Source organism: Pseudomonas sp. NPDC087185, from assembly GCF_044744955.1.
In the GTDB taxonomy this organism is placed as follows: Bacteria; Pseudomonadota; Gammaproteobacteria; order Pseudomonadales; family Pseudomonadaceae; genus Aquipseudomonas.
Genome location: NZ_JBIUZK010000005.1, coordinates 93,221 through 117,194 on the forward strand (window position 1 = coordinate 93,221; position 23,974 = coordinate 117,194).

Sequence of the window (23,974 nt, forward strand, 5' to 3'; positions counted from 1 at the left end):
AATCATTTGCGCGCAAGCTAGGAGCCTGCATGAGGGTGACGCGTCCACTGTTGGTCGTATGCCTGGGGCTGCTGGGCATGCTCACCGGCTGCAGCAAGGAAGAAACCCCCGAGGTCTTGCCCCGGGTCGGCGTGCTGAAGGTGCAACCCACCGATTTCGCGGCCAGGGTCACCCTGACCGGCGACGTGCAGGCGCGGGTACAGACCGACCTGTCGTTCCGCGTGGGCGGCAAGATCATCTCGCGGAGCGTCGATGTGGGCGACCACGTCAAGGCTAACCAGGTGCTCGCACGGCTGGACCCCAAAGATCTGCAGAACAACGTCGCCTCGGCCAGGGCCGAGGTGTTCGCCGCCCAGGCGCGGGTGACGCAGACTGCCGCGGCCTTCGTTCGCCAGCAGAAACTGTTGCCCAAGGGCTATACCAGCCAGAGCGAGTACGACTCCGCCGAGGCTGCGCTGCGCAGCAACCAGAGCGCGCTGAAAGCCGCCCAAGCGCAGTTGGCCAACGCCAATGAGCAGCTCAGTTATACCGCGCTGGTGTCCGAGGCCGACGGCGTGATCACCGAACGCCAGGCCGAGGTCGGCCAGGTGGTGCAGGCGACCATGCCGATCTTCAGCCTGGCCCGCGATGGCGACCGCGATGCGGTGTTCAACGTCTACGAGTCGCTGCTGGTGGCGCCGCCCAGCGATGCCGGGGTGATCGTCAGCCTGCTCGACAACCCCAAGGTCCAGGCCCAAGGCTTTGTCCGTGAAGTGACCCCGACGGTGTCGGCGCAGAGTGGCACGGTGCAGGTCAAGGTGGCCCTGCGCAATGTGCCGCCCGCCATGCAGTTGGGGTCGCCAGTGACCGCCACGGCCAATGCCCAGGGCCGGCCGAGCATCGAATTGCCTTGGGCAGCCCTGACCAAGGCCATGCACGAACCGGCAGTGTGGGTGGTGGGCGAGGGCGACAAGGTCGAGTTGCGCAAGGTCCAGGTCACTCGCTACCTCACCGGCAAAGTGGTCATCGCCCAGGGCATCAAGGGCGGGGAGACGGTGGTGGTCAGTGGTGGCCAGTTGTTGCATCCGGGCATGCAGGTCGAAAAAGTCGATGCCAAGGATGGAGGCGGCGCGCCATGAACCGATTACTGCTGATGTGCGCGGCCGGCCTGTTGTTGACCGCCTGTGGCGGTGAAGAGCAGCAGCCCGAGGCCGTGCGCCCGGTGCTCTCGACCTTGGTCGAAGCCCAGGCGCAATCGCAACTGGGCCGCTTCGCCGGCAGCATCCAGGCGCGCTTCGAAAGTACCTTGGGCTTCCGGGTATCCGGGCGCATTGCCCGGCGTTGGCTGGACGTCGGCGCCCAAGTGAAGCCCGGCGACACCCTGGCCACCCTCGACCCGACCGACCAGCAAAACCAACTGCGCGCCGCCGAAGGCGACCTGGCCAAGATCCAGGCGCAATGGATCAATGCCCAGGCCAACGCCCGCCGCCAGCAGCAGCTGTACGACCGCGGTGTCGGTGCCCAAGCCCAGCTGGACATCGCCCAGACCGACCTGAAAACCACCGGTGCCAGCCTGGAACAAGCCCGCTCGGCGGTCAGCCAGGCGCGCGACCAGCTCGACTACAGCACCCTGCGCAGCGACCATGCGGCGGTGATCACCGCCTGGCAGGCCGAAGCGGGGCAGACGGTCACCGCCGGCCAGGCCGTGGTCACACTCGCGCGCCCCGACGTCAAGGAAGCCGTGATCGACCTGCCCATCGGTATTGCCGAAGCGTTGGCCAAGAACCTCACGTTCACCGTCGCCTCGCAACTCGACAACAGCATCAACACCACCGCCACCCTGCGCGAACTGGAGCCCCAGGCCGACGCCACCACGCGCACCCGGCGCGCCCGCCTGACCCTGGCCAGCACCCCGGACGCTTTCCACCTGGGCACCGCCATCAGCGTGACCCTGACGTCGGCGGTTACCCCGCGCAGCGAATTGCCGTTGAGCGCATTGCTCGAGCGCGACGGCAAGACCCAGGTGTGGGTGATCGACCCGCAGCAGAAAACCGTCGCCACCCGTGACGTGGCGCTGCTAGAGCGCACCGCCGACAGCATCGTGCTGGCGTCCGGCGTGCAACCTGGCGAGCGGGTGGTCACTGCTGGCGTGAACAGCCTCAAGCCCGGCCAGAAAGTTACATTCGACGAGGACGCGCAATGAAAGGAAGCTTCAACCTCTCCGAATGGGCACTGCGCCATCAGTCGTTCGTCTGGTACCTGATGTTCGTCGGGTTGCTGATGGGGATTTTTTCCTACTTCAACCTGGGCCGTGAGGAAGACCCGTCCTTCACCATCAAGACCATGGTGATCCAGACCCGTTGGCCGGGCGCGACCCAGGACGAAACGCTGTACCAGGTCACCGACCGCATTGAGAAGAAGCTCGAAGAGCTCGACTCGCTCGACTACACCAAAAGCTACACCCGCCCTGGCGAGTCCACCGTCTACGTCTACCTGCGCGACACCACCAAGGCCGCGGACATCCCGCAAATCTGGTACCAGGTTCGCAAGAAGATCCAGGACATCCGCGGTGAATTTCCCCAAGGCATCCAGGGCCCAGGGTTCAACGACGAATTCGGTGACGTGTTCGGCTCCATCTATGCCTTCACCGCCGACGGCCTGACGCTGCGCCAGTTGCGTGACTATGTCGAGCAGGCCCGGGCCGAAGTGCGCGAAGTGCCCAATATTGGCAAGGTCGAGTTGATCGGCACCCAGGACGAGGTGCTTTACCTGAAGTTCTCCACCCGCAAACTGGCTGCCCTGGGCATCGACCAGCGCCAGGTCATGCAGGCCCTGCAACAACAGAACGCCGTGACCCCCGCCGGTGTGATCGAGGCAGGGCCCGAGCGCATTTCGGTCCGTACCACCGGGCAGTTCGCCTCGGAGAAGGACCTGCAGACCGTCAACCTGCGCATTAATGACCGCTTCTTCCGCCTGGCCGATATTGCCGATATCGAGCGCGGTTACGTCGACCCGCCTTCGCCAATGTTCCGTTACAACGGCCAGACTGCCATTGGCTTGGCCATCGGCATGAAAGCCGGCGGCAATATGCAGGTGTTCGGCGCGGCGCTGAAAAAGAAGATGGACAGCGTGATCAACGACCTCCCGGTGGGCGTGGGCGTGCACACGGTGTCCGACCAGGCCGTGGTGGTGAAGGAGGCGGTCGGCGGCTTCACCAGTGCACTGTTCGAGGCCGTGGTGATCGTGCTGGCGGTGAGTTTCGTCAGCCTGGGCGTACGGGCCGGGTTCGTGGTGGCCTGTTCGATCCCGCTGGTACTGGCGATGGTCTTCGTGTTCATGGAGTACAGCGGCATCACCATGCAGCGGATCTCGCTGGGCGCGCTGATCATCGCGCTGGGGCTGCTGGTGGATGATGCGATGATCACCGTGGAGGTGATGGTCACACGCCTGGAGATGGGCGAGAGCAAGGAGCAGGCGGCGACCTTCGCCTATACCTCGACCGCATTCCCCATGCTCACCGGCACCCTGGTGACCGTGGCCGGTTTCGTGCCCATCGGCCTCAACGCCAGCTCTGCCGGTGAGTACACCTACACCCTGTTCGCAGTCATCGCCGTGGCGCTGATCGTGTCGTGGGTGGTGGCGGTGTTCTTCGCACCGGTGCTCGGTGTGCACATCCTCAAAGCCGACAAGCTCAAGGCCCACGAGGCCGAACCGGGCCGGGTCGGGCGGGCGTTCGAAGGTGGGCTGCTGTGGTGCATGCGCAACCGCTGGCTGACCATCATCGGCACCATCCTGTTGTTCGCCTTGTCGCTGTTCAGCATGCGTTTCGTGCAGAACCAGTTCTTCCCGTCGTCCGACCGCCCGGAAATCCTCGTCGACCTCAACCTGCCGCAAAACGCCTCGATCGAGGAAACGCGCAAGGTGGTCGATCGCCTGGAGGCAAAGATCAAGGACGACCCGGACCTGGTGCGTTGGAGCACCTACATCGGCCAGGGTGCGGTCCGCTTCTACCTGCCCCTGGACCAGCAGCTGCAGAACCCGTACTACGCCCAGCTGGTGATCGTCAGCAAGGGCTTCGAGGAGCGCGCAGGCATGATGGCGCGCCTGCAAAAATTGCTGCACGAAGAGTTCGTCGGCATCGGCACCAACGTGCAGTCACTGGAAATGGGTCCCCCCGTGGGCAGGCCGATGCAGTACCGGGTCAGTGGCAAGGACATCGACCAGGTGCGCAAGCACGCAATCGACCTGGCCTCGCTGCTCGATGCCAACGAGCACATTGGCGAAATGATCTACGACTGGAACGAGCCCGGTAAGGTGTTGCGCATCGAAATAGCCCAGGACAAGGCGCGCCAGCTGGGGCTGTCGTCCGAAGACGTGGCCAACGTGATGAACAGCATCGTCAGCGGCGCGCCGGTGACCGAAGTCAACGACAACATCTACCTAGTGGATGTGATCGCCCGCGCCGTGGACAGTGAGCGGGGCTCGCCGGACACGCTGCAGAACCTGCAGATCGTCACCCCCAGCGGCACCTCGATACCGCTGCTGGCCTTCGCCACCGTGCGCTATGAGCTGGAACAGCCACTGGTGTGGCGCCGCGACCGCAAGCCGACCATCACCATCAAGGCCTCGGTGGTTGGCGAAATCCAGCCCACCGACCTGGTGGCGCAGCTCAAGCCGAAGATCGACGAATTCGCTAGCCAGTTGCCGGTCGGTTACGACGTGGCTACCGGCGGTACGGTGGAGGAGAGTGCGAAGGCGCAAGGCCCGATCGCGAAGGTTATTCCACTGATGCTGTTCCTCATGGCGACCTTCTTGATGATCCAGCTGCACAGCACGCAGAAGCTGTTCCTGGTGGTCAGCGTGGCGCCGTTGGGGCTGATTGGCGTGGTGCTGGCGCTGTTACCCACGGGCACCCCCATGGGTTTCGTGGCGATCCTCGGCATTCTCGCGCTGGCCGGTATCATCATTCGTAACTCGGTGATCCTGGTAACTCAGATCGACGAGTTCGAGGCCCAGGGGTACTCGCCGTGGAATGCCGTGGTGGAAGCCACCAACCACCGGCGCCGGCCGATCCTGCTGACGGCGGCGGCGGCCAGCCTGGGCATGATCCCGATTGCCCGCGAAGTGTTCTGGGGGCCGATGGCCTACGCCATGATCGGCGGCATCATCAGTGCAACGCTGCTGACGCTGTTGTTCCTGCCGGCGCTGTATGTGGCCTGGTACAAGATCCGCGAGCCAGAACACAGCGAAAAAACTGCACATTGATTCCTGAGAGGGCGGGCGTCATGCCCGCCTTTTAAAACGGTTATATAAACATTCTTAAACAGTATTTTTAAGAATATCCGCGCCTCACTACTATTGCTCTCAAGCCAGGCGCAAATCCCCTTCAAACTCTGCCCGGCACCTCACTCACAGGAGAACGAGCATGAGTGCATCTCTGCGTAGCATCGACGGTCAGGACGAAGCCACCATTCTGCGTGAGATCCAGAGCGCCCTGCGCGATCTGCGTTTCGGTGCGGTGGAGATTACCGTGCACAACGCTCAGGTCGTACAGATCGAGCGCAAGGAGAAGTTCCGCCTGCAACAGCCTGGCAACAAGCCCGGCTGATACCGCACCACCTTCAAAACTAGAAAAATGCCAATCGGGAGCTTCACCATGTCCATCCGCCGTTATGCGCTCGCCGCCCTGGCCAGTGCCGTTTTTGCCGGTTCCGCAATCGCCAAGGACTACGAACTGCTGAACGTGTCCTATGACCCGACCCGTGAGCTGTATCAACAGTACAACGCCGAATTCATCAAGCATTGGCAGCAGGCTCACCCGGATGACAAGGTGAAGATCCAGCAATCCCACGGTGGCTCGGGCAAGCAAGGCCGTGCCGTGATCGACGGCCTGCGCGCCGATGTGGTGACCCTGGCCCTGGCTGGCGACATCGACGAAATCGCCAAGCTCGGCAAGACCCTGCCGGACAACTGGCAGACACGCCTGCCGGACGCCAGCACCCCGTACACCTCGACCATCGTGTTCCTGGTGCGCAAAGGCAACCCGAAAGGCATCAAGGACTGGGGCGACCTGATCAAGAAGGACGTTTCGGTCATTACCCCGAACCCTAAAACCTCCGGCGGCGCCCGCTGGAACTTCCTCGCCGCCTGGGCCTACGGCCTGAAGCAAGGCGGCAGCGAAGACAAGGCCAAGGCTTACGTGCAAGAGCTGTTCAAGCACGTGCCGGTACTGGATACCGGTGCCCGTGGCTCGACCATCACCTTCGTCAACAACGGCCAGGGCGATGTGCTGCTGGCCTGGGAAAACGAAGCCTTCCTGGCATTGAAGGAAGACGGCGGCGCCGACAAGTTCGAAATCGTCGTGCCTTCGCTGTCGATCCTCGCCGAGCCGCCAGTGGCCGTGGTCGACAAGAACGCTCAGAAGAAGGGCAACGAGCAGATTGCCGAGGAATACCTCAAGCACCTGTACAGCCCGGCTGGCCAGAAAATCGCCGCCGAAAACTTCTACCGCCCACGTGACGCGAAGGTCGCTGCCGAATTCGGCAAGCAATTCCCGAAACTGGATTTGGTAACCATCGACAAGGACTTCGGTGGCTGGAAGACTGCACAACCCAAGTTCTTCAACGACGGCGGTGTGTTCGACCAGATCTACCAGGCACAGTAACTGGCCAAGGAAAAGCGGGGCTGCGCAGCAGCCCCGGGATTCAGAGACTTGCACCGGCCCGGGATTGATTCCGGGCTTCGTGCGTTCAACCAGGGATATTTATGTCACGTCGCATTTCCCCCGTCATACCCGGCTTCGGGCTGACGCTGGGCTACACCTTGGTGTACCTCAGCCTGATTGTGCTGATACCGCTGGCGGCCATGTTCATTCATGCATCGCAGCTCACCTGGGAGCAGTTCTGGAACATCATCAGCGCGCCGCGAGTGATCGCCGCGCTGAAGCTGAGTTTCGGCACCGCGCTGTTCGCCGCCATCATCAACGGCGTGATCGGCACCCTGCTGGCCTGGGTGCTGGTGCGCTATACCTTCCCCGGGCGCAAGATCATCGATGCGATGATTGACCTGCCTTTCGCCCTGCCGACGGCCGTTGCCGGTATCGCCCTGACGGCCCTGTATGCCCCGGCAGGTTGGGTGGGCCAGTTCGCCACCGACCTGGGCTTCAAGATCGCCTACACGCCGCTCGGTATCACCTTGGCACTGACGTTCGTCACCCTGCCGTTCGTGGTGCGTACGGTGCAGCCGGTGCTGGCGGACATCCCGCGTGAAGTCGAAGAGGCCGCCGCCTGCCTGGGCGCGAAACCGCTGCAGGTGTTCCGCCACATCCTGGCACCGGCCCTGCTGCCGGCCTGGCTCACCGGCTTCGCCCTGGCCTTTGCCCGTGGCGTCGGCGAGTATGGTTCGGTGATCTTCATCGCCGGCAACATGCCGATGAAGACCGAGATCCTGCCGCTGCTGATCATGGTCAAGCTCGATCAGTACGACTACACCGGCGCGACCGCCATCGGCGTGCTGATGCTGGTGGTTTCCTTCATCCTGCTGCTGCTGATCAACCTGCTGCAGCGCCGTATCGAAACCCCTTGAAGGAGGCCCGGTCATGTCCAGTTCAACCCTGAGCGCCACCGCTGCCGCCAATGCCGCACGGCGTGGCAGTGCCACCTCGCGGCGCATCCTGATCGGCCTTGGCTGGCTGGTGTTTGCGCTGTTCCTTTTGCTGCCGCTGGTGATCGTGGTGTCGCAAGCATTGAAGAACGGCTTCGGTACGTTCTTCGAGGCAATCTTCGAGCCTGATGCGCTGTCCGCGCTCAAGCTGACCTTGCTGGCGGTGGTCATTTCGGTACCGCTGAACCTGGTGTTCGGTGTCAGCGCCGCCTGGTGCGTGAGCAAGTACACCTTCCGTGGCAAGAGTGTGCTGGTCACCCTGATCGACCTGCCGTTCTCGGTGTCGCCGGTGATCGCCGGCCTGGTCTACGTGCTGATGTTCGGCGCCCAGGGTTTGTTCGGGCCTTGGCTGCAGGACCACGACATCCAGATCGTCTTCGCCCTGCCGGGTATCGTCCTGGCGACCATCTTCGTCACGGTGCCCTTCGTTGCCCGTGAACTGATCCCGCTGATGCAGGAGCAGGGCACCCAGGAAGAAGAAGCCGCGCGCCTGCTCGGTGCCAACGGCTGGCAGATGTTCTGGCATGTGACCCTGCCGAACATCAAGTGGGGTCTGATTTATGGCGTGGTGCTGTGTACCGCCCGGGCCATGGGCGAGTTCGGCGCGGTGTCGGTGGTGTCGGGCCATATCCGTGGCGTCACCAATACCTTGCCGCTGCACGTGGAGATCCTCTACAACGAGTACAACCATGTCGCGGCCTTCAGCGTGGCCAGCCTGTTGCTGATCCTGGCGCTCTTCATCCTGCTGCTCAAGCAGTGGAGCGAGAACCGTATTAACCGCCTGCGCCATAGCGCCGCGGAGGAATGATTCATGTCGATTGAAGTTCGTAACGTCAGCAAGCGCTTCAACAGCTTCCAGGCTCTGGACAACATCAACCTGGATATCCACAGCGGTGAGCTGGTAGCCCTGCTCGGCCCGTCCGGCTGTGGCAAGACCACGCTGCTGCGCATCATCGCCGGCCTGGAAACGCCGGATGACGGCAGTATCGTGTTCCATGGCGAGGATGTGTCTGGCCACGATGTGCGTGACCGTAACGTCGGGTTCGTGTTCCAGCACTATGCGTTGTTCCGCCACATGAGCGTGTTCGACAACGTCGCCTTCGGCCTGCGCATGAAACCCAAGGGCGAGCGCCCGAGCGAGAGCAAGATCGCCGAGAAGGTCCACGAGCTACTGAACATGGTGCAGCTGGACTGGCTGTCCGACCGCTACCCCGAGCAGCTTTCCGGTGGCCAGCGCCAGCGTATCGCCCTGGCCCGTGCCTTGGCGGTGGAGCCCAAGGTGCTGCTGCTCGACGAGCCGTTCGGTGCGCTGGATGCCAAGGTGCGCAAGGAGCTGCGCCGCTGGTTGGCGCGGCTGCACGAGGATATCAACCTGACCTCGGTGTTCGTCACCCACGACCAGGAAGAAGCCATGGAGGTGGCGGACCGCATCGTCGTGATGAACAAAGGCGTGATCGAGCAGATCGGCTCGCCCGGTGAGGTGTACGAGAAGCCGGCCAACGACTTCGTCTACCACTTCCTGGGCGACTCCAACCGCCTGGCGCTGAGCGAAGGCCACCACGTGCTGTTTCGTCCGCACGAGGTGTCGTTGTCTCGGCATGAAACCGAAGGGCACCATGCCGCCGAAGTGCGTGACATTCGCCCGCTGGGTGCGACGACCCGGGTGACCTTGAAGGTGGAAGGGCAGAGCGAGTTGATCGAGGCCGAGGTGGTCAAGGACCACGACAGCCTGACCGGGCTCGCGCGTGGCGAGACGCTGTTCTTCAGGCCGAAGGTGTGGCAGAAGGTGGCGGACATCTGATTCGCCTCACGTGTGAAAAGCCCGGGCCTCGTCCCGGGCTTTTTAGTACCTGCAAGATTGATGGGCTGCGCGGCCCTCGCATTTTTCCGATGCCTTGCACGAATATTTCATATGCCTGCAAAGCATCAGGCGGACACCCTAGAGCCAGACCCCGCGAACCTCGCGGGCTAGCGGGACCCCTTTAAAACTTATATTCCCAAAAGATCTAACTTTAATTTTAAACATTACTTTAAGGGATAAGCCTCTGGCCCCGATGATTCAGCCACACACCTGAATCAAGAACCCCAGGAGTTTGATCAATGGGTAATGTCCAGTCGGCCGTCAGGGCCTACGACCAGCCATGGCGCCCGGCACCGGGTGACCTGGTCGAGCTTGGACGGACGCTTCGCCTGCCACTGGGCCAGCTGCGCCTGCAACGCACCCCGGTCAGCGGCCTCAAGCGCCGCGACAAGCTGGCGTTGGCTTTGCTGGTGCTGGCCTTGCACGGCGCCGCCGCGTACTGGGTGAGCCAGGCGCCGACGCCTGAGCTGCCGGTGGTACCGCCACAGATTCCGCCCATGACCATCGAGTTCGCCGCCCCCGCGCCGCCTGTGGTCGAGCCGCCACCACCCGCCCCGGCACCGCCAGTGGTAGAGCCACCGCCACCGGTCGTCGATGAACTGGCCGCCAAGCCCAAGCCGAAGCCAAAACCAGTACCCAAGCCCGTGGCCAAGCAACCGCCCAAGCCACAGCCAAAACCGGTCGAGGCTCCACCGCCCGCGCCCGCGCCGGTGGCTGCCCCGGCCCCGCCTGCGCCACCCGCGCCGGCCCCGGTCACGCCGGCTTCGGCCAATGCCGCGTACCTGAAGAACCCGGCGCCGGAGTATCCGCAGATGGCCCAGCGCCGCGGCTGGGAAGGCACCGTGCTGCTTCGGGTGGAGGTCCTGCCCAACGGCAAGCCGGGCCAGATCCAGCTGCAAAAGAGCAGCGGCCGCGATGCCCTCGATGCCGCCGCGCTGGCGGCGGTCAAGCGCTGGAGCTTCGTGCCCGCCAAGCAGGGCGATGTGGCCCAGGCCGGCTGGGTCAGCGTGCCGATCGATTTCAAGCTTCGTTGATTTTCGCCAGACCATTATTCGCAGAACATAGGAAGACACCCTCATGAGCCTGTTGGCATCCCCCCTCGAGTCCGTTGAAAGCGCAGTCATCTGGCTGCTGGTCGGTTTTTCTGTCGTCACCTGGGGCCTGGCCCTGGTCAAGGTCGTGCAGTTCGTGCGGCTGAAGAACCAGGACAAACGCTTCCACCAGCAATTCTGGGCAGCTTCGAGCCTGGACTCGGCAGCGGAAATCAGCCATGAGTTGCCAGGCCCGGCGGCCCGTGTGGCCCAGTCCGGCTACGCCGCGATTGCCGTCGGCGACGCGCAGGCCAACGACCTGAGCCACGCGATCAACCACCAGGACCGCTTGGAGCGCGCCCTGCGCCAGCAGATCGTGCGTGAGCGCCGCTCGCTGGAAACCGGCCTGGCCGTGGTGGCCAGTATCGGCAGCACCTCGCCGTTCATCGGCCTGTTCGGCACCGTGTGGGGCATCATGGAAGCCCTCAAGGGCATCAGTGCGGCGGGCTCGGCCAGCCTGGAAACCGTGGCCGGCCCGATCGGCGCGGCGCTGGTCGCCACCGGTGTGGGTATCGCCGTCGCCGTGCCGGCGGTGCTGGTCTACAACTACTTCCTACGTCGTCTCAAACTGACCGCCGCCGACCTGGATGATTTCGCCCACGACTTCTACAGCCTGGCGCAGAAGAGTGCCTTCCGCGTACTGGTGCACCCTGCAGTGCAAAAGGCCCAGGCCGGTTTCACCCAGCCGGTGAAGGAGGCGTCCTGATATGGCCTTTTCGACCCAGGACAACGACGAAGTCCTCAGTGAAATCAACGTCACGCCCTTGGTGGACGTCATGCTGGTGCTGCTGGTGGTGTTCATCGTCACCGCGCCCCTGCTGACCAACGCCATCCCCATCAACCTGCCCAAGACCGAGGCTGTGGCCCCGGTGGAGCAGAAGGACCCGCTGGTGGTGAGCATCGATGGCGGCGGCAAGCTGTTCATCAACAAGGACGAGATCCAGCCGGACCTGCTGGAAACCAACCTCAAGGCCGCCAAGGCCAAGGACGCGCAAGTGCGTGTGCAACTGCAGGCCGACGATGGCGTGAACTACGGCGAAGTGGCACGCGCCATGGCCGCAATCGAACGTGCTGGCATCAGCAAACTGGCGGTGATCACCGCGCGCTGACCGGCGAATCTGCTTCAGGCAAGTGCTTATGGGCCGTATCTCTTGGCAGGGGTAGGCCCTTTTTTTTGCTGAAAAGCCAATCTCTAAGAAATAAATTTGGTTATTAATAAATAGCTTCTTATTCCTTTACGAATATAACTCCCTCCCTATACTTGTCTGCAAGCACGCAAACTTACCGGAGGCGTCCCCATGCGCAATGAGTCGATTCGTTACCTGATTGTGCCGGGCTGGCAAGGATCGCCAGACAACCATTGGCAGAGTCACTGGCAGCGCACCTTGCCCAACAGCGCCAGGGTCGAGCAGCTTGACTGGCTGACCCCGCTGCGTGAGGACTGGGTGCAGGCGTTGGAGCTGGCGATTGCCGCCCAACCGTCGCCGGTGATTCTCATTGCCCACAGCCTGGGCTGCATCACCGTCGCCCATTGGGCCGCACAGGCCAGCCCGACCCTGGTGCGCCGCGTGCGTGGCGCACTGCTGGTGGCCCCGGCGGACGTCGAGCGGCCAACCTGCTCGCCGGCCTTGCGCAACTTCGCGCCGATCCCGCTGCAGGCATTGCCGTTCCCCAGCCAGGTGGTCAGCTCCGACAACGACCCGGCGGTGAATGTGCCGCGGGCGCTGTACCTGGCTCAGGCCTGGGGGGCCGAAGCGGGGTTGCTGAGCAACGCCGGGCATATCAACGTCAAATCCGGGCATGAACGCTGGGAGCAGGGGTTCGCTTACCTGTACCGCCTGCAAAGCCGGGTCGAGCAGCGCGCGTTGCGCCGCGCCTGATCGGCCCTACTGTTTATCGTTAGCCTGACGCCCGGCCGCTGGAGGCCTGGGGCGGGAGTTCGTCATGACCTTTCAAAACCCATTTGGCCAGCCACTGCTGACCTTCCCTGAACTGGACAAGAGCCCGCTGAGCATTCGTGCCAAGGCGCTGGTGTTCATCGACCCACGCTCGCAGCAGTTGCGCCAGGCCCTGGAGCGCCTGGCGCCGCAACCGCTGCCGGTGCTGATCCGTGGGGAGACCGGCACCGGCAAGGAGCTGCTGGCCCGGCAGATCCACCGCGCCAGTGACCGTGGCGGGCTGTTCGTTTCGGTCAACTGCGCGGCCATCAGCCACACCTACGCCGACGCCGAACTGTTCGGCTACAGCGCCGGTACCCACGGCGGTACCGCCAGCAGCCGCGCCGGCTGGTTCGGCTCGGCCAACGGCGGCACGCTGTACCTGGATGAGATTGCCGACTTGCCACTGGAGATCCAGGGCAAGTTGCTCGCCGCCCTGGAAAACCGCGAAGTGACACGTGTCGGCGCGCAGCAGCCGCAGCCGGTGGACGTGCGCCTGGTCGCCGCCACCAGCATCGACCTGGCGCGGGTGGTGAAGGCCGGCAGGTTCAATGAGCGCTTGTACCAGTATCTGCGCGAGGGCGCGCTGGAGCTGCCGCCGTTGCGCGAGCGCCGCGGCGATATCCTGCCGCTGGCCGAGTATTTCGTGGGCATCTACACCGCCCGCCTGCAACGCCCGGTGCCGCTGATCAGCGAGGCGGCCCAGCAGCTGCTGGAGGCCCACGCCTGGCCGGGCAACACCCGCGAGCTTGAGAACATCATCCACTTCGCCCTGCTGGTGAATGACAGCGAAGAGATCCTGCCAGAGGACCTCGACCTGCCAAACCCCGCACGCTAGACGTGGCTAATAAGCAAAGTCGCTGATGGCAGTTTGTTTTTGGAATAAGCAGCTAATTAAAAGGTATTGTTGCGGAATAAAAAATCTCGGTATCTTCCGCCTCACGCCCACTGATGAAACGGTTGGGCACTCGACTTCGCCATCGCCGATGGCCAGAAACAGAACAAGGACCACCATGAAGAAGACCCTGCTGACCACCGCCCTGGCCGCCGCCCTGTCGTTCTCCGGCCTGGCTGCCGCCGCCGAGAAGCTGGTGGTTGCCGCCACTCCGGTACCCCACGCCGAAATCCTCGAGCTGATCAAACCGACCCTGGCCAAAGAGGGCGTGGACCTGCAGATCAAGGTCTTCACCGACTATGTACAGCCAAACGTGCAGGTCGACCAGAAGCGCCTGGACGCCAACTACTTCCAGACCCTGCCGTACCTGAAGAGCTTCAATGAAGGTAAAGGCACCCACCTGGAAACCGTGATCGGCGTGCACGTCGAACCGTTTGGTGGTTACTCGAAGAAGATCAAGAATTTGTCAGAGCTGAAGGACGGCGCCACTGTTGCCATTCCTAACGAAGGTAGCAACAGCGGCCGTGCCCTGATTCTGCTGCAGAAGGCTGGCCTGATCACCCTGAAAGACCCGAAGAACGCGCTGGCCACCCCGAAAGACATCGCCGAGAACCCGAAGAACCTGAAGTTCAAGGAGCTTGAATCGGCCATGCTGGCACGCGTCCTGGACCAGGTCGACCTGGACATGATCAACACCAACTATGCGCTGGAAGCCGGCCTGAACCCGGCCAAGGATGCACTGGTGATCGAGGGTAGCGACTCGCCGTACGTGAACTTCCTGGTTGCCCGCCCGGACAACAAGAACAGCGAAGCGATCCAGAAGCTGGCCAAGGCCCTGACCAGCCCTGAGGTGAAGGAATTCATCGCCAAGAAATACAGCGGTGCGGTACTGCCGGCGTTCTGATCCGGCCCAGTATGAAAAACGCCGACGCATTTGCGTCGGCGTTTTTGTTTGTGGCTGGGAGTGATTGAAGGGTCGGCTTTACCGGCCTTTTCGCGGGCAAGCCCGCGAAGGGGCCACTGCAGGTAACGGCTCAGGTACTAGCGACCCAAAGCGCGGCGCAGTGCCAGCAGCCACAAAAGTTGTTCGTTGGTATCAGTCGAGCAGGGGCTATTCATCGTTATCGTCCTTGTTAGGGTGATGGCCGTGCAAGTCGCGGTCTGAAGCTGTTTGAGAGGGCAGCGCGAAGAAAGTTTCAGTGATATCAATATGCAATAAAGGTATTTATGAAAAGTTTTTTATACCTTTAAAGTCTACTGATCGTGCTTTGGCGCACACCTCAGAATTCCCCCATGCCGCAGTCTCCAAACCCTGTGTCGAGGCGATATCCATGACCTTCGACACCGCCTTCATTCTCAGCACATTGCCAGCCTTCTTCAAGGCCGTGGGCGTGACCTTGCAGGTCGGCCTGATTGCCATTGCCACTTCAATGCTGGTGGCACTGCTTAACGCCACGATCCTGGTATTGCGTACCCCGTACCTGTGGCGCCTGGTCAAAGGCTATGTGGAACTTGCGCGCAACACGCCGCTGCTGATCCAGCTGTTCTTCATCTACTTCGCCTTGCCCAGCCTGGGCCTGAAGGTTTCCGGCTTCGCCGCCGCGATCATCACCATGACCTTCATGGGCGGTGCTTACCTCACCGAGGTGCTGCGTGCCGGCGTCGAGTCGGTGCCGCAGGCGCAGCTGGAGTCGGGGCGCTCCATCGGCCTGTCCGAGGGCCAGCTGCTGCGCCACGTGATCCTGCCCCAGGCCGGCATCCTCAGCCTGCCGGCACTGTTCGCCAACTTCATCTTCCTGCTCAAGGAAACCACTGTGGTGTCGGCGGTGGCGGTGCCCGAGATCCTTTACACGACCAAGAACTACATCGCCCTGTACTACAAGACCTACGAGATGCTCGCTGTGCTGACACTGCTTTGCGTGCTGCTGTTCCTGCCGCTGTCGCTGCTGCTGCGCTACCTGGAAAGGAGGCTGCAACATGGCCAGTTCGGCTCCTGAACTGCTGCTGGTGTCGCTGCCGCAACTGGCCAAGGGCGCGGCGCAGACGCTGGCGATTTCGGCACTGGGTATTGTCTTTGCCACGCTGGGTGGCGTGCTCTACGGCGTATTGGCGACACTCGGCCATCGCTTCTTGAACATCGTCTTGCAGGTTTACCTTGAGCTGTTTCGGGCGATCCCGGTGCTGGTCTGGCTGTACCTGGTGTTCTTCGGCCTGCCGATCTTCTTTGCCTTGAGCATCCCCAGCTTCTGGTGCGCGGTGCTGGTACTCGGCCTGTGGGGCGCGAGCGAGGTCGGCGAGGTGGTGCGAGGGGCGCTGCAGTCATTGCCGCGGGGCCAGCGCGAAGCGGGGCTGTCGATTGGCCTGTCCAGTGGACAACTGTACGGCTACGTGCTGCTGCCGCAGGCGCTCAAGCGCATGACCCCGCCGACCATCAACATCTACACGCGGATCATCAAGACCAGTTCGCTGGCGGTGTTGATCGGTGTGGTCGAAGTCATCAAGGCCGGCCAGCAGATCATCGAACGCACCTACGAATCGGTGCTGATCTACGGTGTGCTGTTCCTGTTTTTCTTCATCGTCTGCTATCCGCTTTCCGCCGCCTCGCGCGTGCTCGAACGGCGCTGGGCCACCTCATGACTGCACTGATCGAATTCCAGGGTTTCAACAAGTATTACGGCGAGCACCAGGTGCTCGATCACGTCGACCTCACGGTCCGTGCCGGCGAAGTGGTGGTGATCCTCGGCCCCAGCGGCTGCGGCAAGAGCACCTTGCTGCGTTGCCTGAATGGCCTGGAGCAGGCCCACAGCGGCCACTTGCGCCTGGAGGGCGAAGAGCTGCTGGCGCCCGGCACCGACTGGCGCCAGGTGCGCCAGCGGGTGGGCATGGTGTTCCAGAGCTATCACTTGTTCGGCCACATGAGCGTGATCGACAACCTGCTGCTCGGCCCGCTCAAGGTGCAGAAGCGCGAGCGCGCCGAAGCCCAGGCACAAGCCGAAGCGTTGCTGGCCAGGGTCGGGTTGCTGGACAAGCGTGACGCGTTCCCGCGGCAGTTGTCCGGCGGCCAGCAGCAACGTATCGCCATTGTCCGTTCACTGTGCATGAACCCGCAGGTGATGCTGTTCGACGAAGTCACCGCCGCCCTCGACCCCGAGTTGGTCAAGGAAGTGCTGCAGGTGATCCAGGGCCTGGCCCGCGACGGCATGACCTTGCTCATCGTTACCCACGAAATGGCCTTCGCCCGCGCGGTGGCCGACCGCATCGTGTTCATGGAGGCCGGCAGGATCCTTGAACAGAGCGACCCCGAGAGCTTCTTCAGCCAGCCGCGGACCGCACGAGCGCAGCAGTTTCTGGACAAATTCTCCTTCGTCGAAAGCCTGCCGAAGACACTGCATAAGGAAGTCTCATGAAAACTGCCCCGCTTACTAAACTGCTGGCGCCGCTGTTTGGCCTGGCCCTGCTGGCTGGCTGCAACAAGGCTGAGGAGCCGGCCAAGCCCGCCGCTGCTTCGCCGGCCACCAGCTACCTGGAAACCATCAAGGCGCGTGACAAGTTGATCGTCGGGGTGTTTACCGACAAACCGCCGTTCGGCTTCGTCGACGAAAGCGGCCGCTATGTTGGTTTCGACACCGACATCGGCCGCCGCCTGGCCCGTGACCTGCTGGGCGACGAGAACAAGGTGGAGTTCGTCGCCGTCGAACCGGCCAGCCGCATTCCGTTCCTGCAGAGCGACAAGGTCGACCTGATCCTCGCCAACATGACCGTCACCCCAGAGCGCAAGGAAGCGGTGGACTTCACCAACCCCAACCTGCGCGTGGCGGTACAGGCCATCGTTGCCGATGGCAGCGCGGTGCAGAAGCTCGATGACCTGGCCGACAAGACCATCATCGTCACCACAGGCACCACGGCCGACATCTGGCTGACCAAGAACCACCCGGACTGGAAACTGCTCAAGTTCGAGAAGAACAGCGAGTCGCTGCAAGCCCTGGCCAACGGCCGTGGCGATGCTTACGCCCAGGACAACCTGATCCTGTTCAGCTGGGCCAAGCAGAACCCAGGCTACCGCGTATTGCCGCAGTTGCTGGGCGAAGAGGCGCCGATCGCGCCGGCGGTGAAGAAGGGCAATACCGAACTGCGTGACTGGGTGAATGCCGAGCTGGCCAAGCTGGGTGAGGAGAAGTTCCTGCTCAAGCTGTATGACCAGTATGTGCGCAAGGAACTGAGCGACGACACCAAGCCTGAGAGCGTGATTGTCGAAGGCGGCAAGTGGCAGGGTTGATGATGTAAATGGGGCTGCAGAGCAGCCCCAATCACATCAAGCGTTACGCGGTAGCCAGTTCAACAGGAAATCATTGACCACCTGCGGGTTCTCCAGACTGGAGATATGCCCCGCCGCCGGAATCAGCGCCGCCAGGCAGCCGATGATTCGCGACATCTCGACAGACTCTGCAGGCGGCCGCGGAATATCCTGATCCCCACACATGACAATCGTCCTATCACCGGCCAGTTCAGCCAGACATGACAATTTGTCAGACCTGCCGAAAATCACCCGGCCCATCGGCTCAAGGCTCTGGAGAATGGTTTCGGCACTGCTGGCCTTGAGGTCGGCGCGAAATTGTTCGCGAACTTCCGGTACCGTCTGCCCTCCGGCATGGAAAAAGATCGGCACGATGATATCCAGCAGCGCATCGCTGAAGCAGCCCGCAGCGCTGGCCGCATCCAGCAGGGCAAAGTACTTGAGGCGGGTCGCTTCCGGTTCGGCGCCCACGTAGGTATCCATCAATACCACGCGGTCGACCCGCGACGGGTGATCAGCAGCCAACTCGGCGCCCCACATACCGCCAACTGAGAGGCCGACCAGATGGCATCGGGGGATGTCCAACGCATCCAGCAATGCCAAGTGTTGCCGTGCCAGGGCGGTCATGTCGGTGGTTGTGTCCGGCGGTGCATCGGAGTCGCCGTGCCCCCACAGCTCGGGCACGATGACCCGAAAGTGCTGTGACAGGGCCTCGATCTGCTGCTGCCACATCGCGGCTGACCACAGGTAGCTGTGACCGAGCAGCACGGGAAAGCCCTGGCCTTGGTCGACGTAGCTCATGCGCGCGCCGTCAATTTCGATGAAATTCTTCTGCATTGTGTTTTCCATCAAAGGGAGGAACAGCTTTAACGTAACGGGCTCAAGCGTAACGTGCTCTGCGCTGGGACAATCCCCATTTGTGCCCTGGAATAGCGCCCGTTGATGTAGTCCTCTGCCTGGTCGGCGTAATGGCGATCAAACGGCACGCCGCTTTGCCCGACCGGGTTACTGGTCAGCGCCTGCCCGGCATCGGCAAAGTCGATCAGTCGCCGTGTCGACGGACCATAGGTCACCGGCCACGGTGCCGGCCCAATCTTCGCCGATAAGTTGTTGGGCACTTCATGAGTGCCGGGCGCCGCAAACGGCCCCACATTGAAAACCAGGTTCAGCGGCTTCTTCACCCCCAGCGGATGGTTGTGCGTCAGGGTGTGAGCCTTGCCCCACTGCCAGCTGGCCGGGTCGTTGCCGAAAGTGTCGCGCAAGTGTTTGAGCGTCTGCTGCCAGGCGATGCGCACGACGGCGGTGCGGTCGGTACGCTCGTTCGCCCCCTGCGTGTTCCACCACGGCGACTCGGCATCGGCGGCCAGGCGTGGCAGGGCGGCATCGATGGCGCGGGTGCTGATCAGCACCGGGAACCAGGTGTCGCCCAATTCGTCATGCAGGGCGGTGTACGCCAGTTGGTACAGGAACTGGTTGAACAGCGTGGCGCTGGTCGATTCCAGTGGGTAATCGCCACGCCAGGCCGCCAGTTGCTCGACCAGTTCCTTTTCCTCATCGCCCTGGGCGACGCTGCGCAAGGTCGCCAGCAACGGCGCCAGGGTACGTGGGCCATAGTCGTTGGCGGTGTCCAGTTGCAGCGCCTGGCTGTTCTCGATGTCCCATTTCACCTCGGGGTTGGCCAGGTGGCGCTCCAGCTGTCGGCCCCGGTCCGCCAGGTTGTAGTAGCCCGGTACCGGCACCACGGCGGGCGGCTGGTAGTTGGCCGACACGATGTAGCCGCTGGCCGGGTTTTCCTGTTGTGGGTTGACGCTGAACGGGTAGAAGCCCGGCTTGTCGGCCTGTGGGCTGGCGCCATCGAGGATGAAGGTCGGGTTGACGCCCTCCGGTCGGATCGGCAGTTGCGCCGCAGCCCACCAACCAATGTCGCCCCGCGCATTGGCCCAGACGAAGTTCAGCCCCGGCGCCTGAACCTTGGCCGCTGCCTCGCGCATCTTGGCCAGGGTGTCGGCGCGGTTGAGCTGGTAGAAGCCTTCGAGTATCGGATTCTGGGTTTCGAGGAATGCCCACCACATGGCAATTGGCGTTGTGCCTGCAGTCGCACCCAGAACCTCGTTGACGATTGGCCCGTGAGGTGAGCGCCGCAGGTTGACGGTCACCGGCTGCTCACCTTTCACGGCGATCTTTTGTTCGGTCTTTTCCAGTGTTCGCCATTGGCCATCGACCATGACCTGATCGCTATCGGCCGGGTTGACCTTTTCCGCAATCAGGTCGACATCGTCGTTCTGGAACATGGTCAGGCTCCAGCCGAAGTCGCGGTTGTGCCCGAGCAGTGCAAACGGGTTTAGCGCCTGGAAGTAGCCGTACAAGTTGAACCCTGGCGCCGACAGTTCGGCCTCGTACCAGACCGCCGGCACCGCGAAACTGATGTGCGGGTCACCGGCCAGCAGTGGTTTGCCGCTGCGGGTGCGGCTGCCAGCCACGGCCCAGGCGTTGCTGCCCTCGAACTGCGGGATGCCGGCATCGCCAAGGGCTTCGTGGCTGAGCCGCGCCAGGGCTTCAAGGCTCTGCCAGTCGGCCGCCGCCAGCGGTGTACCCAGTGCACCGTCAGGCCGCCAGTCGAGGTCGAAAATGTGCAGATACTGCGCACCGAGCTGGTCGCGGATGTAGGTGAGCGCGGGTTCGGTGCGGAACGCGGCGGCGAAGCTGTAGGCCAGGTAGCCGGCGATGCTCAAGGTGTCTTCAGCGGTAAACGGCCTGGGCGTGATACCGATCAGGTCGAACTCCATCGGCTTGGGGTGGCTGGCCTGCCAGGTATTGATCCCATCGAGATAGGCTTGCAAGGCCTGCCAGGCGGGCGACTGGCGGTCCAGGCGCTGAACCATCAGCGCCGCCTGGTCGCGGATGCGCAGGCTGCGGAACAGGGTATCGGTTGGCAGCAGCTTTTCGCCCAGTACCTCGGCCAGCTCACCCCGCGCCAGGCGGCGCATGATTTCCATCTGGAACAAGCGGTCCTGGGCATGCACGTAGCCCAGGGCGCGGTACAGGTCCGCTTCGTTTTGCGCCTGCAGGTGCGGTACACCGCGGGCGTCATAGCGCACGCTGACCGGGGCCTGCAGGCCGGCCATTGCCACTTCGCCTTCACGCTGCGGCAATTTGCCGTGCGCGTACCAGTAACCGGCGCCGGCGGCCATGGCCACGACCACGGCCAGCAGGGTCAGGCTGCGTTTCATCGAGACTCCTTGTGCATACGAGCGGAAACTGTGGTCCGATCATCGACGGTTTCGCGAACACAGCATAGCCCCCGACAGGAGTATCCATGTCCCTCAGCGAAAAACAGAAAATGCTCAGTGGTCAGCTCTACCACCCCAGTTGCCCCGAGCTGCAGGCCGAGCAGATCGCCAACAAGCACTGGATGCAGCGCTACAACACCAGCCATGAATTACTCAACGAAGCGCGCAACGGCCTGCTCGCCGAGCACTTCGCCCATGTGGGTGAAGGCACGGTGATTCGCCCGCCATTCTTCTGCGACTATGGCTACAACATCCGCGTTGGCACAAACACCTTCATGAACTTCAACTGCGTGATTCTCGACGTGCTGCCGGTGCGCATTGGCGATGACTGCCAGATCGGCCCGGCGGTACAGATCTACACCGCCGACCACCCACTCGACCCCGAGCAGCGGCGCAGCGGGCTGGAAAGCGGGCGGCCGGTGACCATCGGCAACAATGTGTGGATTGGCGGCGCGGCGATCATCCTGCCCGGGGTGAACATTGGCGACAACGCGGTGGTCGGCGCCGGCAGCGTGGTAACCCGCGATGTGCCGGCGGGCGCGGTGGTGGTGGGTAACCCGGCGCGTGTGCGTCAGCCGGCCCAAGGGCAGTAACAGCCGACCGCCAGGGTATTCGACGCAGTGACCTGGCGGCCATCGAGCAGTGCCTTGAGGATCGGCTCGATGAAGCTGTTGCTGGCGTTGCACACCGCGCCTTCGCTGTAGGGGCCGAAGTAGGCGAGGTGGCCCTGGCGGTCCCAGATTGCCACGGCGGGGGAGGCGGGCAGCTGTGCGCTGCCGGGCAGGTTGGCGATGGGCTGCAGGCCAGCCAGGTTGGCGGGCAGCTGGCCGTGGCTGCCGGGCTTCTGCACGACATGGAAGGTTACGTCATTACCGGCAAAGTGGCTGACCAGCTCGCCCAGGTGCTGCTGGTTGCCGACGTTGCACGGGCAGGCCGGGTCCCAGAAGTGCACCACGCGGATCGGCCCAGGACCTGCTAATTCGGCGGGAAGGCGCAGCTGGGCGCCGTCGAACAGGGTGGCCTGGTTGTCGAACGGGCGCAGGTAGCGCGACTGGAAGTTGTCATAGGCCCACCACAGCACGGCGGTGCACAGCAGGAGTGCAAGGGCGGTCAAAATGGATTTCATGGTGTTGCTCATTTGAAGGTAGCCAAGCTTGCCACGACGAGGCCAAGAGCTGAATATCCCAGGTCAATACTCGCTTCGCTGTGGATGTACCCGATGCCCGCTGCTTTTCACCCCGACCTTTTGCGCCCCAGCCTCGCGCCACTGAGCGCGCGCGAGCCGCTGTCTGCCCTGGCGCAGGACTACCAGCGCTTCTATGGCCTGGACCTGCAGGCGCAGAGCTGGCTGGGCGGCTTCCAGGCGGCGGGGTTCGAGCTGGTCGGGCAGGTCTGGCTGCCGCCGCAACCTGTGGCGACGCTGTTTCTGCTGCATGGTTACTACGATCACATGGGGCTGTATCGGCACGTGATCGAGTGGGCGTTGAAGCAGGGTTATGCGGTCATCAGCTGTGACCTGCCCGGGCATGGGCTGTCTAGCGGCGCGCGCGCCAGCATCACCGATTTCGCGCTGTATCAGCAGGTGCTGGAGGCCTTGTTCGAACAAGCGTGCGGCCTTGAACTCCCGCGCCCGTGGCACTTGTGCGGGCAAAGCACGGGTGGGGCGATAGCGGTGGACCACTTGCTGCACAAGGGCGCGCAGAGCCCGATCGATGGCCAGGTGATCCTCTTGGCACCGCTGGTTCGGCCCCGTGCCTGGCTGTGGTCGAAAGTCAGTTATCGGGTGCTGCGCCACTTCGTCAATGGCATCGAGCGGCGTTTCAGCGAAAACACCAACGACCCGGCCTTCCTGCCTTTCCTGGAAGCCGACCCGCTCCAGCCGCGACGCTTGCCGACCGCCTGGGTCGGCGCGCTGATGGCCTGGGTCAAGCGCATCGAGGCGGCCCCGTGCAGCACGCGGCGGCCGTTGATCGTGCAGGGCGAGGCGGACGGCACGGTGGATTGGCCGTACAACCTCAAAGTGCTCAAGGCCAAGTTCAGCGAACCGCAGATCCTCATGCTGCCCGATGCCCGCCACCATCTGGCCAACGAGCTGCCGGGCATCCGCCAGCGCTATTTCGACTTCATCGGCCAGCGCCTGGGCTGATCACTTGAGGTTGGCGCCGTTCTGGCCGACCGCCAGCCCTGCGCGCACGGCCGCCACGGCGGCCTGGTAGTACGCCTTGCCTTCCGGCGATTCGGCGAAGGTGGCAAATTCTTCGAGCTCGGCGTCGGACAGGCCGCGGTACACGTACAGCAGGGTGTTATTAAGGTCTTCGCCAATCTGGCTCATCAACCGCTGGCGCTGGCCATCGAGCAACCCTTGGGCCTGGCCGCCGCCGAACAGGCCGGGGATCATCGAACTGAGGCTGTCGGCCGCCACCCCGGCAATTGCCAGGCTGACTTCGGCACCGGCCTCACGGGCCGGCAAGGCCTGGGCCAGATGGCCGATGATCAGCAGGCGGTTGTCGCTGGCCTGGATTTTCGGCAAGCCCTTGGCATTCTTGGCCAGCTGGTCCTTGCGCGTGGCCAGCAGTTCGGCGGCGACGATCTTGCGCCCCAGCGGCGACTGGAAAAACGCCAGCGCCGGCGCAGGGTTGGGCAAGGCGCTGCGCAGCTGCGCCTGGGCACGGCGGTCCATGCCTTCAGCCTGAAAGCGCTGATTGCTGTTGTTGACCAGCGCCTGGTAAACCGCAGGCGGCAGGCTGTTGCGATAGCGCTGCTGGGCGGCGCTCACCGCATCGTTGAAATGGGCGCGCTGGTCGGGCCAGCCGGCGGCCTTGTACAGCTGATCGAGGCTGTCTGCCCAGACAGGCATGGTGCAGATCATCAGCAGAAGCAGGGAAAACAGACGGCGCATTCAGGACTCCTGTCGGCAGGTGGCTATTGTCCTTGGCTGGGCGCCGGTTTGTCGAGACAGGCGCGT

The 23,974-nt window shown here is 63.2% G+C and carries 24 protein-coding genes; 20 read left to right on the plus strand and 4 right to left on the minus strand.

From position 1 onward, the window contains the following. Positions 1-29 precede the first annotated feature (29 nt). From ACIPIJ_RS18040 to ACIPIJ_RS18125, 18 genes are all read left to right on the plus strand, one after another. A complete protein-coding gene (locus tag ACIPIJ_RS18040; RefSeq protein ID WP_401079132.1) occupies positions 30-1,118 on the plus strand; it encodes an efflux RND transporter periplasmic adaptor subunit in 1,089 nt (362 codons plus the stop codon). Then, positions 1,115-2,182, plus strand: coding sequence for an efflux RND transporter periplasmic adaptor subunit (locus ACIPIJ_RS18045; protein ID WP_401079134.1), 1,068 nt, complete (start codon positions 1,115-1,117; stop codon positions 2,180-2,182). The genes ACIPIJ_RS18040 and ACIPIJ_RS18045 overlap by 4 nt, the downstream gene beginning before the upstream one ends. After that, a complete protein-coding gene (locus tag ACIPIJ_RS18050; protein ID WP_401079136.1) occupies positions 2,179-5,244 on the plus strand; it encodes an efflux RND transporter permease subunit in 3,066 nt (1,021 codons plus the stop codon). The genes ACIPIJ_RS18045 and ACIPIJ_RS18050 overlap by 4 nt, the downstream gene beginning before the upstream one ends. Positions 5,245-5,404: 160 nt before the next feature. After that, positions 5,405-5,587: a sulfur starvation response protein OscA gene (gene oscA, locus ACIPIJ_RS18055; protein ID WP_003248957.1), complete on the plus strand. Its 183-nt coding sequence runs from the start codon at positions 5,405-5,407 to the stop codon at positions 5,585-5,587. A gap of 48 nt (positions 5,588-5,635) precedes the next feature. Next, on the plus strand, positions 5,636-6,643 hold the full coding sequence (locus ACIPIJ_RS18060; protein ID WP_401079137.1) for a sulfate ABC transporter substrate-binding protein: 1,008 nt from the start codon (positions 5,636-5,638) through the stop codon (positions 6,641-6,643). 101 nt (positions 6,644-6,744) lie between these two features. Further along, positions 6,745-7,563, plus strand: a complete 819-nt coding sequence (gene cysT, locus ACIPIJ_RS18065; protein WP_012274724.1) for a sulfate ABC transporter permease subunit CysT — start codon at positions 6,745-6,747, stop codon at positions 7,561-7,563. Positions 7,564-7,576: 13 nt separating this feature from the next. After that, the gene (cysW, locus tag ACIPIJ_RS18070; RefSeq protein ID WP_401079139.1) at positions 7,577-8,449 is read left to right on the plus strand and encodes a sulfate ABC transporter permease subunit CysW; all 873 of its coding nucleotides are present in this window, start codon (positions 7,577-7,579) and stop codon (positions 8,447-8,449) included. Between the two features lie 3 nt (positions 8,450-8,452). Beyond that, complete coding sequence (locus tag ACIPIJ_RS18075) at positions 8,453-9,442, plus strand: sulfate/molybdate ABC transporter ATP-binding protein (protein ID WP_008093195.1); 990 nt, start codon at positions 8,453-8,455, stop codon at positions 9,440-9,442. A 299-nt stretch (positions 9,443-9,741) separates the two neighbouring features. Next, a complete protein-coding gene (locus tag ACIPIJ_RS18080; RefSeq protein WP_401079141.1) occupies positions 9,742-10,536 on the plus strand; it encodes an energy transducer TonB in 795 nt (264 codons plus the stop codon). Between the two features lie 43 nt (positions 10,537-10,579). Then, positions 10,580-11,299 (plus strand): MotA/TolQ/ExbB proton channel family protein, encoded by a 720-nt coding sequence (locus ACIPIJ_RS18085; RefSeq protein WP_401079143.1) that lies wholly within the window; start codon positions 10,580-10,582, stop codon positions 11,297-11,299. Between the two features lies 1 nt (position 11,300). Further along, on the plus strand, positions 11,301-11,702 hold the full coding sequence (locus ACIPIJ_RS18090; RefSeq protein WP_401079145.1) for an ExbD/TolR family protein: 402 nt from the start codon (positions 11,301-11,303) through the stop codon (positions 11,700-11,702). Between the two features lie 189 nt (positions 11,703-11,891). Next, entirely contained in the window at positions 11,892-12,473 is a 582-nt protein-coding gene (locus ACIPIJ_RS18095) for an alpha/beta hydrolase (RefSeq protein WP_401079147.1), read from the plus strand. Positions 12,474-12,537: 64 nt separating this feature from the next. Then, positions 12,538-13,368, plus strand: coding sequence for a sigma 54-interacting transcriptional regulator (locus tag ACIPIJ_RS18100; RefSeq protein WP_401079149.1), 831 nt, complete (start codon positions 12,538-12,540; stop codon positions 13,366-13,368). A gap of 175 nt (positions 13,369-13,543) precedes the next feature. Next, the gene (locus tag ACIPIJ_RS18105) at positions 13,544-14,329 is read left to right on the plus strand and encodes a MetQ/NlpA family ABC transporter substrate-binding protein (RefSeq protein ID WP_012312247.1); all 786 of its coding nucleotides are present in this window, start codon (positions 13,544-13,546) and stop codon (positions 14,327-14,329) included. Positions 14,330-14,756: 427 nt separating this feature from the next. Then, positions 14,757-15,422, plus strand: a complete 666-nt coding sequence (locus ACIPIJ_RS18110) for an amino acid ABC transporter permease (protein ID WP_401079151.1) — start codon at positions 14,757-14,759, stop codon at positions 15,420-15,422. Continuing rightward, positions 15,403-16,062: an amino acid ABC transporter permease gene (locus ACIPIJ_RS18115; protein WP_401079153.1), complete on the plus strand. Its 660-nt coding sequence runs from the start codon at positions 15,403-15,405 to the stop codon at positions 16,060-16,062. The genes ACIPIJ_RS18110 and ACIPIJ_RS18115 overlap by 20 nt, the downstream gene beginning before the upstream one ends. After that, positions 16,059-16,832, plus strand: coding sequence for an amino acid ABC transporter ATP-binding protein (locus ACIPIJ_RS18120; protein WP_401079155.1), 774 nt, complete (start codon positions 16,059-16,061; stop codon positions 16,830-16,832). Before ACIPIJ_RS18115 ends, ACIPIJ_RS18120 begins: the two co-directional genes overlap by 4 nt. Then, complete coding sequence (locus ACIPIJ_RS18125) at positions 16,829-17,701, plus strand: transporter substrate-binding domain-containing protein (protein WP_401079157.1); 873 nt, start codon at positions 16,829-16,831, stop codon at positions 17,699-17,701. The genes ACIPIJ_RS18120 and ACIPIJ_RS18125 overlap by 4 nt, the downstream gene beginning before the upstream one ends. A gap of 36 nt (positions 17,702-17,737) precedes the next feature. Here ACIPIJ_RS18125 and ACIPIJ_RS18130 read toward each other — a convergent pair whose 3' ends face one another. Next, positions 17,738-18,556: an alpha/beta fold hydrolase gene (locus tag ACIPIJ_RS18130; RefSeq protein ID WP_401079158.1), complete on the minus strand. Its 819-nt coding sequence runs from the start codon at positions 18,554-18,556 to the stop codon at positions 17,738-17,740. A 29-nt stretch (positions 18,557-18,585) separates the two neighbouring features. Continuing rightward, positions 18,586-20,949, minus strand: coding sequence for a penicillin acylase family protein (locus tag ACIPIJ_RS18135; RefSeq protein ID WP_401079160.1), 2,364 nt, complete (start codon positions 20,947-20,949; stop codon positions 18,586-18,588). 86 nt (positions 20,950-21,035) lie between these two features. On the opposite strand from ACIPIJ_RS18135, the gene ACIPIJ_RS18140 reads away from it, so the two are divergent. Continuing rightward, positions 21,036-21,602, plus strand: a complete 567-nt coding sequence (locus ACIPIJ_RS18140; RefSeq protein WP_401079162.1) for a sugar O-acetyltransferase — start codon at positions 21,036-21,038, stop codon at positions 21,600-21,602. Here the strand turns inward: ACIPIJ_RS18140 and ACIPIJ_RS18145 are convergent. Next, positions 21,581-22,147, minus strand: a complete 567-nt coding sequence (locus ACIPIJ_RS18145) for a DUF6436 domain-containing protein (protein ID WP_401079164.1) — start codon at positions 22,145-22,147, stop codon at positions 21,581-21,583. The genes ACIPIJ_RS18140 and ACIPIJ_RS18145 overlap by 22 nt on opposite strands. A gap of 81 nt (positions 22,148-22,228) precedes the next feature. Between ACIPIJ_RS18145 and ACIPIJ_RS18150 the strand changes: the two genes are divergently transcribed. After that, on the plus strand, positions 22,229-23,155 hold the full coding sequence (locus ACIPIJ_RS18150) for an alpha/beta hydrolase (RefSeq protein ID WP_401079166.1): 927 nt from the start codon (positions 22,229-22,231) through the stop codon (positions 23,153-23,155). On the opposite strand, the gene ACIPIJ_RS18155 is transcribed toward ACIPIJ_RS18150, so the two are convergent. Then, the gene (locus ACIPIJ_RS18155) at positions 23,156-23,908 is read right to left on the minus strand and encodes a DUF2059 domain-containing protein (protein WP_401079168.1); all 753 of its coding nucleotides are present in this window, start codon (positions 23,906-23,908) and stop codon (positions 23,156-23,158) included. It lies immediately after the preceding gene. Positions 23,909-23,974 lie beyond the last annotated feature (66 nt).

Excerpts from the sequence above, each read along its gene's own strand:
- ACIPIJ_RS18145 (WP_401079164.1), bottom strand. The coding sequence starts at position 22,147 with ATGAGCAACACCATGAAATCCATTTTGACCGCCCTTGCACTCCTGCTG.
- ACIPIJ_RS18115 (WP_401079153.1), top strand. The coding sequence starts at position 15,403 with ATGGCCAGTTCGGCTCCTGAACTGCTGCTGGTGTCGCTGCCGCAACTG.
- ACIPIJ_RS18045 (WP_401079134.1), top strand. The coding sequence starts at position 1,115 with ATGAACCGATTACTGCTGATGTGCGCGGCCGGCCTGTTGTTGACCGCC.
- ACIPIJ_RS18155 (WP_401079168.1), bottom strand. The coding sequence starts at position 23,908 with ATGCGCCGTCTGTTTTCCCTGCTTCTGCTGATGATCTGCACCATGCCT.
- ACIPIJ_RS18050 (WP_401079136.1), top strand. The coding sequence starts at position 2,179 with ATGAAAGGAAGCTTCAACCTCTCCGAATGGGCACTGCGCCATCAGTCG.
- cysT (WP_012274724.1), top strand. The coding sequence starts at position 6,745 with ATGTCACGTCGCATTTCCCCCGTCATACCCGGCTTCGGGCTGACGCTG.
- ACIPIJ_RS18100 (WP_401079149.1), top strand. The coding sequence starts at position 12,538 with ATGACCTTTCAAAACCCATTTGGCCAGCCACTGCTGACCTTCCCTGAA.
- ACIPIJ_RS18150 (WP_401079166.1), top strand. The coding sequence starts at position 22,229 with ATGCCCGCTGCTTTTCACCCCGACCTTTTGCGCCCCAGCCTCGCGCCA.
- ACIPIJ_RS18120 (WP_401079155.1), top strand. The coding sequence starts at position 16,059 with ATGACTGCACTGATCGAATTCCAGGGTTTCAACAAGTATTACGGCGAG.
- ACIPIJ_RS18095 (WP_401079147.1), top strand. The coding sequence starts at position 11,892 with ATGCGCAATGAGTCGATTCGTTACCTGATTGTGCCGGGCTGGCAAGGA.
- ACIPIJ_RS18125 (WP_401079157.1), top strand. The coding sequence starts at position 16,829 with ATGAAAACTGCCCCGCTTACTAAACTGCTGGCGCCGCTGTTTGGCCTG.
- ACIPIJ_RS18130 (WP_401079158.1), bottom strand. The coding sequence starts at position 18,556 with ATGCAGAAGAATTTCATCGAAATTGACGGCGCGCGCATGAGCTACGTC.
- ACIPIJ_RS18090 (WP_401079145.1), top strand. The coding sequence starts at position 11,301 with ATGGCCTTTTCGACCCAGGACAACGACGAAGTCCTCAGTGAAATCAAC.
- ACIPIJ_RS18135 (WP_401079160.1), bottom strand. The coding sequence starts at position 20,949 with ATGAAACGCAGCCTGACCCTGCTGGCCGTGGTCGTGGCCATGGCCGCC.
- ACIPIJ_RS18110 (WP_401079151.1), top strand. The coding sequence starts at position 14,757 with ATGACCTTCGACACCGCCTTCATTCTCAGCACATTGCCAGCCTTCTTC.
- ACIPIJ_RS18060 (WP_401079137.1), top strand. The coding sequence starts at position 5,636 with ATGTCCATCCGCCGTTATGCGCTCGCCGCCCTGGCCAGTGCCGTTTTT.
- ACIPIJ_RS18085 (WP_401079143.1), top strand. The coding sequence starts at position 10,580 with ATGAGCCTGTTGGCATCCCCCCTCGAGTCCGTTGAAAGCGCAGTCATC.
- ACIPIJ_RS18080 (WP_401079141.1), top strand. The coding sequence starts at position 9,742 with ATGGGTAATGTCCAGTCGGCCGTCAGGGCCTACGACCAGCCATGGCGC.
- oscA (WP_003248957.1), top strand. The coding sequence starts at position 5,405 with ATGAGTGCATCTCTGCGTAGCATCGACGGTCAGGACGAAGCCACCATT.
- ACIPIJ_RS18105 (WP_012312247.1), top strand. The coding sequence starts at position 13,544 with ATGAAGAAGACCCTGCTGACCACCGCCCTGGCCGCCGCCCTGTCGTTC.
- cysW (WP_401079139.1), top strand. The coding sequence starts at position 7,577 with ATGTCCAGTTCAACCCTGAGCGCCACCGCTGCCGCCAATGCCGCACGG.
- ACIPIJ_RS18040 (WP_401079132.1), top strand. The coding sequence starts at position 30 with ATGAGGGTGACGCGTCCACTGTTGGTCGTATGCCTGGGGCTGCTGGGC.
- ACIPIJ_RS18075 (WP_008093195.1), top strand. The coding sequence starts at position 8,453 with ATGTCGATTGAAGTTCGTAACGTCAGCAAGCGCTTCAACAGCTTCCAG.
- ACIPIJ_RS18140 (WP_401079162.1), top strand. The coding sequence starts at position 21,036 with ATGTCCCTCAGCGAAAAACAGAAAATGCTCAGTGGTCAGCTCTACCAC.